This window comes from Vibrio sp. 99-8-1 (genome assembly GCF_013114595.1).
Taxonomy (GTDB): Bacteria; Pseudomonadota; Gammaproteobacteria; order Enterobacterales; family Vibrionaceae; genus Vibrio.
The window spans coordinates 1-8,555 of record NZ_VTXE01000064.1 but is presented as its reverse complement, the minus strand read 5'-3'; the positions used below and the strand labels follow the sequence as shown (position 1 = coordinate 8,555).

General features: G+C 38.1%; 5 protein-coding genes and 4 pseudogenes. 8 read left to right on the top strand and 1 reads right to left on the bottom strand.

Translation table 11 applies throughout. From position 1 onward, the window contains the following. Positions 1 to 145: 145 nt before the first annotated feature. The 8 genes and pseudogenes from F0227_RS22005 to waaA form a co-directional block, all read left to right on the top strand. Positions 146 to 553: pseudogene (locus F0227_RS22005) on the top strand (DDE-type integrase/transposase/recombinase); the annotation flags it as partial. 294 nt (positions 554 to 847) lie between these two features. Beyond that, positions 848 to 1,896, top strand: a pseudogene (locus tag F0227_RS21550) (IS110 family transposase). A gap of 39 nt (positions 1,897 to 1,935) precedes the next feature. After that, positions 1,936 to 2,240 (top strand): annotated as a pseudogene (locus F0227_RS21545) (integrase core domain-containing protein); the annotation flags it as partial. A 476-nt stretch (positions 2,241 to 2,716) separates the two neighbouring features. Next, positions 2,717 to 3,658 carry an ADP-glyceromanno-heptose 6-epimerase gene (gene rfaD, locus F0227_RS21535; protein ID WP_171755308.1) on the top strand — a complete coding sequence of 314 codons (942 nt, stop codon included), beginning with the start codon at positions 2,717 to 2,719 and terminating at the stop codon, positions 3,656 to 3,658. Positions 3,659 to 3,755: 97 nt separating this feature from the next. Next, positions 3,756 to 4,733, top strand: a complete 978-nt coding sequence (gene lpxM, locus F0227_RS21530) for a lauroyl-Kdo(2)-lipid IV(A) myristoyltransferase (RefSeq protein WP_171755307.1) — start codon at positions 3,756 to 3,758, stop codon at positions 4,731 to 4,733. Between the two features lies 1 nt (position 4,734). Beyond that, positions 4,735 to 5,763: a lipopolysaccharide heptosyltransferase II gene (gene waaF, locus F0227_RS21525; protein WP_171755306.1), complete on the top strand. Its 1,029-nt coding sequence runs from the start codon at positions 4,735 to 4,737 to the stop codon at positions 5,761 to 5,763. After that, the gene (locus F0227_RS21520) at positions 5,754 to 7,016 is read left to right on the top strand and encodes an O-antigen ligase family protein (RefSeq protein ID WP_171755305.1); all 1,263 of its coding nucleotides are present in this window, start codon (positions 5,754 to 5,756) and stop codon (positions 7,014 to 7,016) included. The genes waaF and F0227_RS21520 overlap by 10 nt, the downstream gene beginning before the upstream one ends. After that, the gene (gene waaA / locus F0227_RS21515) at positions 7,000 to 8,346 is read left to right on the top strand and encodes a lipid IV(A) 3-deoxy-D-manno-octulosonic acid transferase (protein WP_171755304.1); all 1,347 of its coding nucleotides are present in this window, start codon (positions 7,000 to 7,002) and stop codon (positions 8,344 to 8,346) included. Before F0227_RS21520 ends, waaA begins: the two co-directional genes overlap by 17 nt. Before the next feature lie 75 nt (positions 8,347 to 8,421). On the opposite strand, the pseudogene F0227_RS22000 reads toward waaA, so the two are convergent. Continuing rightward, positions 8,422 to 8,555: pseudogene (locus F0227_RS22000) on the bottom strand (IS256 family transposase); the annotation flags it as partial.

The window sequence follows — 8,555 nt, the reverse complement described above, 5'->3', positions numbered from 1 at the left end:
ACATGATTCACTGGGCGACCTAACGCCATGGGAATATTTGGCTAAATCACAACAAAGGAAAAACTCTAATTTTGAGTGCCACTAAAGAAGGGATGTTTACAATTCAATCGGCCAAAGAGAATCTGTCCAGAAGTCGCCAAATTGGTCTTGGATTAAGGATGTACATTCTGCAAGTAACGCTTCAGCGGGTGCCAGAAGTATTGCTCAAATGGTAATAAACCATGGGATGAAGCTTAGCCTATATAGAGCTACCAAATTTATGAAATAGCTTGGTCTAGTCAGTTGTCAGCAACTCAAACACCAAAATAGAAAAACGATACAAGAACATATTAAAATTCCCAACCACCTGAAACGTCAATTTGCAGCTTGCTCCCCTAATGAAGTCAGGGTAGGCGATATGACCTATATCTGAACGGGTAGTCGCTGGGCATATTTAGCAGTAGTTATTGATCTATTTGCTCGCAAACCTATTGGTTAGGCCATGCTATTGTCTCCTGATAGCAAGCTTACGAGTAAAGCTTTGACAATGGCCTTTGAATCTCGTGGAAGACCAATTTCATAGTGATAGTAATAATGTTTTAGCTTTGTTTCGTTGTGTTAACCATTCATTAATGGTCCATGCTTGAGACACGGTACCAACAATGAACCAGACTCTCTGACCCTCATAGCGATAGACCATTTGTGTCATTCCTCGGGTCTGTCGGTTGTTTGGTTTCATTGCTTGGTGAGGGTAACCTCATCAGTATTTGTGACTCAAGAAGGGTCTGGTGATTGTCTCATTACTGTCATGTCCAAATATTTGATTCGGTGCTCTCCTCCATACAGGCTATAACACCGGAGATAAGTTATGAATCAAATTAAAAAGTATGTTGTGGGAAGTGTCGATACCCACAAGGATATCCATGTTGCTGCTGTTGTAAATGAATTAAACCAAGACATATCTACCGAAAGCTTTCCAACCACTAGGTTCGGCTATAAAAAATGCTTATGTGGATGTCGTCATTTGGAAGCATTTTACGAGTAGGTATCGAGTGCTACGGCACATATGGTTTGGGCTTATTGCGTTATATACAAAGCAGCGGAATAAACGTTCTAGAAGTCACTGCGCCAGATAGAGCGGATCGCCGTAGACGAGGCAAAGACGATAGGTTAGACGCCGAGAATGCCGCACATGCTGCTTTTAGCGAGATACGTACTGTGACACTAAAACAAAGGGACGGAATGGTTGAGTCTCTTCGAGTTTTAAAAAGCTGTCGTAAAAGTGCTGTAGCAGCCCGAACAGTAGCATTACAGATGATTAGAACAAATATTGTCTCAATTCCAGGTAAGTTACGTGACACTCTAAGACACATGACTCGAATGAGTTTGATCCGTACGCTCTCATCAACACGGCCTGATTTAACGAATTACAAAGACATTAACACCGCATATAGGACTACCTTAAAATATCTTGCCAGAAGATACATTGATCTTCACGTTAAAGTTGCTGATTTGGATAAAATGATCGCGACTATTGTCGACACTCTGGCACCTGAATTAATTAAACAAAATACTGTTGGATATGAGTCAGCGGCACAATTATTGACAACACTCGGTGATAACCCAGAACGATTAGAGTCTGAATCAAGCTATGCTGCTCTTTGCGGTGTTTGCCTGATCTCCGCGTCATCAGGTAAGACCGACAGGCACAGGCTGAATAGAGGTGGAGACCACGCAGCTAATAGCGCCCTTCATATCATTGCCATTGGTCGGTTACGGACTGAAGCACGTTCAAAAGCATATATAAAGAAACGAACAGCTGACGGATTATCAAAAATGGAAGCATTACGGTGTCTGAAAAGGTATATCACTCAAGAAATTTACTATCTTCTAAAAAACAGAAATATGTCCTTCTAAGTATCCAAATTACTTTTTGACACTTAGAAGAACATCCATGGTAGTCATTATACGAGTAGAAAATATCGCCAATTACTCTGGCGTTATCAAATAAAACAAAGCTTATCCCGCAGAGGTAATTGTTGGGATAGTAGCCCGATGGAACGTTTTTTCAGAAGCTTGAAAACAGAATGGATACTAGCGAGTGGCTACAGAAACCTCTTTAGAAGCCAAGCCACAAATTATTCGGTATATCACCGGATACTATAGCTAGTTAAGGCCTCTACAATACAATGGAGGGGGCGCCAAATGAATCGGAACGATTATTTTGGCTAGACTCTGAAACCGTGGCCAATTTTTCTTGACCGCTACAGGTATTTTGCCAAGTATCAGCTTTGAATTGTTGGCTGTTAGCACCAAATTACTTTAGCCAATGATAAATGCTGTTGGATGATACACCCAGGCGCTCAGCAACACTAGGTACAGAGTCTCCTCTCGCTATGACTTGTTTGACGACTAGGATCTTAAATTCATCAGGGTCACGACGTATGCGAATCGTCGATAAACAGACAACACAGTCCAAAAACCATCCACATAAGTTCAGCGGATGTTTAACAATCGGGGGAATCCATGTAGATTAATTTAAAAGTAATAGAAAGGTATTGATAAGTTTACTTACCTTTCAATTCCATCACTCTCTCCAAAACCATTCAAGAAAAGTGTTAACTCTATTTAGAACAGGATAGCCCACAATAAACTCATACCGAACAGATACATTTCATTCGCCATAATTCAATTTTTTGATACAATCACCTCATAATTCTCAATCAGAGCAAAAACCATGATCATAGTAACTGGCGGCGCTGGCATGATTGGCAGCAACATTATCAAAACACTTAACGAACAAGGCTACAACGATATCCTTGTGATAGACAACTTAAAGAATGGCAAAAAGTTTAAAAATTTAGTCGACCTCGATATTACCGACTACATGGATCGTGACGATTTTCTAATGCAAATAATGGCTGGTGAGAATTTTGGCCCTGTTGAAGCAGTATTCCATGAAGGTGCTTGTTCTGCCACCACTGAGTGGGATGGAAAATATATGATGCTCAACAACTATGAGTATTCTAAAGAGCTTCTTCATTACTGCTTAGAGCGCGAAATTCCATTTCTATATGCCTCATCAGCCGCTACTTATGGCGAAACGACAACGTTTATCGAAGAGCCTCAATACGAAGGCGCCTTAAATGTTTACGGCTATTCAAAACAGCAGTTTGATAACTATGTTCGCCGTCTATGGGCAGATGCTAAGCAGCATGGCGAATCACTCTCTCAGATAACAGGCTTTAGATACTTCAATGTCTATGGCCCAAGAGAACAACATAAAGGCAGTATGGCCTCAGTAGCTTTTCATCTAAACAACCAGATGAATGCTGGCGAAAACCCCAAATTATTTGATGGCAGTGAAGAATTTAAGCGTGATTTTGTCTATGTTGGTGATGTTGCTAAAGTAAATTTATGGTTCTGGAAAAATGCTCAGTCTGGTATCTTTAATCTAGGCACAGGAAATGCGGAATCTTTTAACGAAGTAGCCAAAGCGGTGATCAAGCATCACGGCAAGGGTGAAGTAGAAAGTATTCCATTCCCAGAGCATCTGAAAGGAGCTTATCAAGAATATACCCAAGCTGATCTTACAAAACTAAGAGCTTCCGGTTGTAATATAGAATTTAAAAGCGTTTCAGAAGGTGTTGCTGAATACCTTAGTGTTATAAATAACTAATGCAGTAATAAAAAGGTTGACTTGCTCTATCTATTCAACCTTTTTATTTGTGTTATTCTTGCCTAACTTTTCACATCAACAATCTATGAGCCATTGAGTGACCAATTCTCGAAACGACTTTGACCCAAAAACCTATAGCCCAACCTTTCAATGGCGTTTTATCTCCCCTAAGAATTGGGCCGCATGGATATTTGTTTTTGCAGCTTTACCTATTGCCTTACTGCCCAATAAACTACGGTGCTCTATCGCTAGATTAGTTGCTAATATAATGCTAAACAAAGCCAATGGTGCTAGTCAGAGAGCATGGGTAAACCTAACCCTCTGTTTTCCAGAAAAAAATGAACAGCAAAAACGAGATCTTATCAGAGATGGATTTACTGCCGCGGGTAGTTACTTACTTGGATTTGCATCATTAACCCTAAGAAGTAAAAAATGGCTAGTCGACAACAGCATTATTAATGGATTAGAAAACCTGACGGAACATACAAAGAAAGGTGAAAATGTCATTCTTCTGGTCCCTCACACATGGACTATTGATATTCCTGCCATTTTATTAGCTTCCAAAGGACTTCCAGTTGTTGGCTTTGTCAAACAACAAAAAAGTGAAATTCATGATTGGCTAATGCATAAGCAGAGAATTCAGTATGGTGGAAGAATCTATGAAAGGCAGTCAGGAATAAAACCGTTTGTCAGATCTATTAAGCAAGGCTATCTTGGTTACTATCTTCCAGATCAAGATCATGGTAGAGAAAATAGCGTATTTGTTGATTTTTTTGCTACTACAAAAGCAACTCTACCGGGCTTAGGTAAAATAGCTAAAATAAGCAAAGCAAAAGTCATTCCTATTTTTTCTGCATACAATATTGAAACAGGTAAGTTTGAAATAGATATTTATCCAGAACTAGAAGATTTTCCAACTGGATCAGAAGAAGGCGATGCTAGAGCAACAAATGCCTATATTGAGTCTGTTGTTAAACAGAAGCCAGAACAGTATATGTGGAACCTATCACTGTTGAGAACACAACAAGATCACACTAATCCGTATAAATCTGACATAAAACTCGAGAGGAAGTAGCATGCAAAAAATCCTAGTAATAGGACCTTCTTGGGTCGGTGATATGGTGATGTCACAATCGCTTTATATAACATTAAAACAGCAATACCCCAATTGTCAGATTGATGTAATTGCACCTAAATGGTGTAAACCCATTTTAGAGCGGATGCCTGAAGTAAACCAAGCGATAACTATGCCATTCGGACATGGCGAATTTAACTTATCTGGTCGAAGAGAATTAGGTAGGTCTTTAATTGCTAACCAATACTCTCACGCTTTTGTGCTACCTAATTCAGCTAAGTCAGCTTTAATACCTTGGTTTGCAAACATACCAAAACGTATTGGTTGGAAAGGTGAATGGCGATATGGACTGTTAAACGATATCAGGAACAATAAAAAGAGTTTTCAATATATGGTAGAGCGCTATGTGGCTCTGGCACATAGTAAAAATGACATGATTAACTCAACCTCTCTAGGAGGATTAGAGACATTACCCATACCAAGGCTTTCGATTAATAAACAGAGTCAAATCACAACACTAAATAAATTCGCACTTACACTTGAAAATAAAATCATCGGTATGTGCCCAGGCGCCGAATTTGGACCTGCGAAACAATGGCCAACAAAGCATTATGCAACCGTTGCACAGCAGATGGCACAAAATGGATATCAAGTTTGGCTCTTTGGTTCAGAGAAAGATCGAGAGATAACACTATCCATAAGAAATCAGGTATCAGCAGAGTTACAAGAAAAAATCACCTCTTTAGCAGGAGAAACCAGCTTAATCGAAGCAGTAGATTTACTGGCTGCATGCCATACTGTCATCAGCAATGACTCTGGGTTAATGCATGTTGCGGCTTCAGTAGGATGCCGAGTTATTGGATTGTATGGTTCTACATCACCAAATTACACTCCTCCATTAGCAAAAGATGTTCATATTCTTCATACCAATATAGAATGCCGACCTTGCTTTAAAAGAGAATGCCCTTTAGGTCATTTAGATTGCCTGAATAAATTATCACCTAACAGAGTTATAGAAATATGCCAGTAGTAAAGCCTCAACATTTATTTTTCATTCCGCTACTGAGCGTTTTTACCTTTGTTTTTATTGGTATGGATAACCATAAGTTACTGCCTTACATCTATATAGCGTCAATATTAGCCAGCTTGCTATTCGAACGAAAACTCAGGCCTCAGTGGAACACATCAGCAACTATCATTTTAGTTGTTATCTGTATATTCTTATCTATAAAGCAAATTCATGACTTTAGTTCAAGCTCTATTAGAATTGTCATATCCACATTTATATTGCTACTTTTTTTTCCAAAACACGTTCTAAACAGAACAACCCTTAGTGTTCTAATTTTATTGTCCGCGATATTTTCCTTATTTTACTTAACTTATCAGCATCATATATTAGGAATTGTGCGCAATTGGAGTGTTAACCCTATTATACACTCTACTTTTACAGCATCATTTCTTGCTATCTCGTTCTATTTTTCACTTTCATCTAAAGGAAAAGTTGCCAAAGTTAATTTTGTATCAAATATAATTCTTGCCTATTGTATTAACTTGTCAGCCACCCGAAGTTCTTTACTATGTTTTTTATTTTCCGGGATTTTTTTAATCTATTATCTGTTTAAAGTGGAATCCATATCACTTAAAAAAAGTGTTCCGTATTATTCATTACTTATATTAATAATAGCTGCTAATAGCATGTTTATTGATAGAATCATGAATACAGTATCAATAGTAGAAAGCCATGAAAATACTATTAGCACTTCAGATAAATCAGATCATTCACTTGATAACACATCAGAGGCAATGCAATTCGAATATAGTGCAAATTACAGACTAAATGCTTGGGCTGCTAGCATTGATGTGATAAGAAACACTTTCCCTATTGGAGCAGGTGAAAACGTCAAACCATTGCTAGGCGAAAAACTTATATCGCCATCGTCTATACTATCGACAGTACCTTTCCATCATTTTCACAACCAGTTTATAAACAGTTTGGCATTTTATGGTATTCTCGGGCTCGCATTTGTTCTTATATTATTACTTTATCCCGTATTTTGTTTTATAAAATATAAAAATGAAGCTAGCCTTATTTTTACCATAGTATCTATTGTTTATGTGATAGCTTGCCTTACCGATGTAGCGTTAGATAGCAAACCAACTCTATGTTTTTACTTGACTATGTTTATCGTTTATCAATATTACAGTCCTATTAACGATCATGTTGGTGATCGACATACTACTAACAATAAACAAAACCGCTTAGACCATGCTAGTCATATATAATTTTATATTACTGCTGTTATTACCTTTCATCCTCCTATTACTGGCGAAGGAAGGAAAAAAAGGTAACCGGAAGTTTTTCCGCTGGGGAGAATATTTCGGCAGAACGCCAGCACCAATTAGCAAAGGTATAGCAGTAAAGAAAAAACCAATATGGATTCATGCGGTTTCTGTTGGTGAGTGTATGGTTGCCATTCCTATAATCAAAGAATTAAAGGCTAATAATCCAAACCAATCGATTGTAGTAACGACAACTACAACGACAGGGGCTACTTATATTGAAAGCTTAGGTGACCTTGTTGAGCATCGATACATGCCTACCGATTTTGGTTTTGCTATTAGGAGATTTCTAAAAACTGTATCCCCGAAAGCACTATTTATTATTGAAACAGAACTCTGGCCTAATACACTTCATAATGTAGCTAAAACCAATATTCCAATAGTTATTGTTAATGCACGCTTATCTGAAAAATCTAAGAATAGTTACGCAAAGGTCAAACCGCTATTTCAGAAAATGTCTCAATGTATTACTCAAATTATCTGCCAATCTCCTGATGATAAGATACGATTTATCGAGTTAGGAGTTAACAAGGAGAAGCTTTCAGTTTCTGGTTCAATTAAATACGATATAAGTATTCCGGATGACATAGCGCCACTCGCAAGCAGCTTACGAGCTAAATTAGGTGAAACAAGACCGGTATGGATCGCTTCAAGCACTCATAAGGGAGAGGACGAAATACTATTGCAAGCTCATCAGCTATTGCTCAAAAAATGTCCTAACGCATTACTAATTATTGTTCCTAGGCACCCTGAAAGATTTGATAAAGTTTATACTCTCAGTAGCGAGTTCTTTACAACTATACGTAGAACATCTAAAGATAAAGCCATAACTTCTGCACAAGTTTACCTTGCAGATACTATGGGAGAAATGCTGATGCTATTGAGTTCAGCAGATGTCTGTTTTATGGGTGGCAGCCTACTTGGAGACAAAGTAGGAGGACATAATATGTTGGAGCCAGCAGCAGTAGGGCTACCAACAATCACCGGACCTAGCTATTACAATTTTAAAGATATTGCCAACAAACTTATCGAAGAAAAAGCATTAAACGTATGCTCATCACCTATCGACATCAGTGAAAAACTGTATCAATTGTTCACTGATTCAAGCATATATAACAGAATGAAAGACGGAGCCAAAAAGGTGGTTCGAGAAAATCAAGGTGCATTAGAAAACTCTATTAGTATTATTCAAAATATCTTATCTACATCAGCTCAAAGAAATAAAATTCCAGAGAAAGTCATTAAAATCACAACTAATCAATCAAAAAAATAATAAAATGAACAAAAACACAGCATTCGAACTTAACATTAATGGACCCTGTAAATAATTCTGTGTAACTGCCATTGGTTACAAGTATTCAGTTAATCGGTCTTCGAGCATAATCATAAAGCGGTTCAGCGCTTGCTTCCAGTTTCGTATTGGCATCGTCCATTTCTTGGAAGCATCCTGAATCGCCAGATAGACCACCTTTCTTGCCGATT

Coding starts and splice junctions, on each gene's coding strand:
- rfaD (WP_171755308.1), top strand. CDS start 2,717: ATGATCATAGTAACTGGCGGCGCTGGCATGATTGGCAGCAACATTATC.
- waaF (WP_171755306.1), top strand. CDS start 4,735: ATGCAAAAAATCCTAGTAATAGGACCTTCTTGGGTCGGTGATATGGTG.
- F0227_RS21520 (WP_171755305.1), top strand. CDS start 5,754: ATGCCAGTAGTAAAGCCTCAACATTTATTTTTCATTCCGCTACTGAGC.
- waaA (WP_171755304.1), top strand. CDS start 7,000: ATGCTAGTCATATATAATTTTATATTACTGCTGTTATTACCTTTCATC.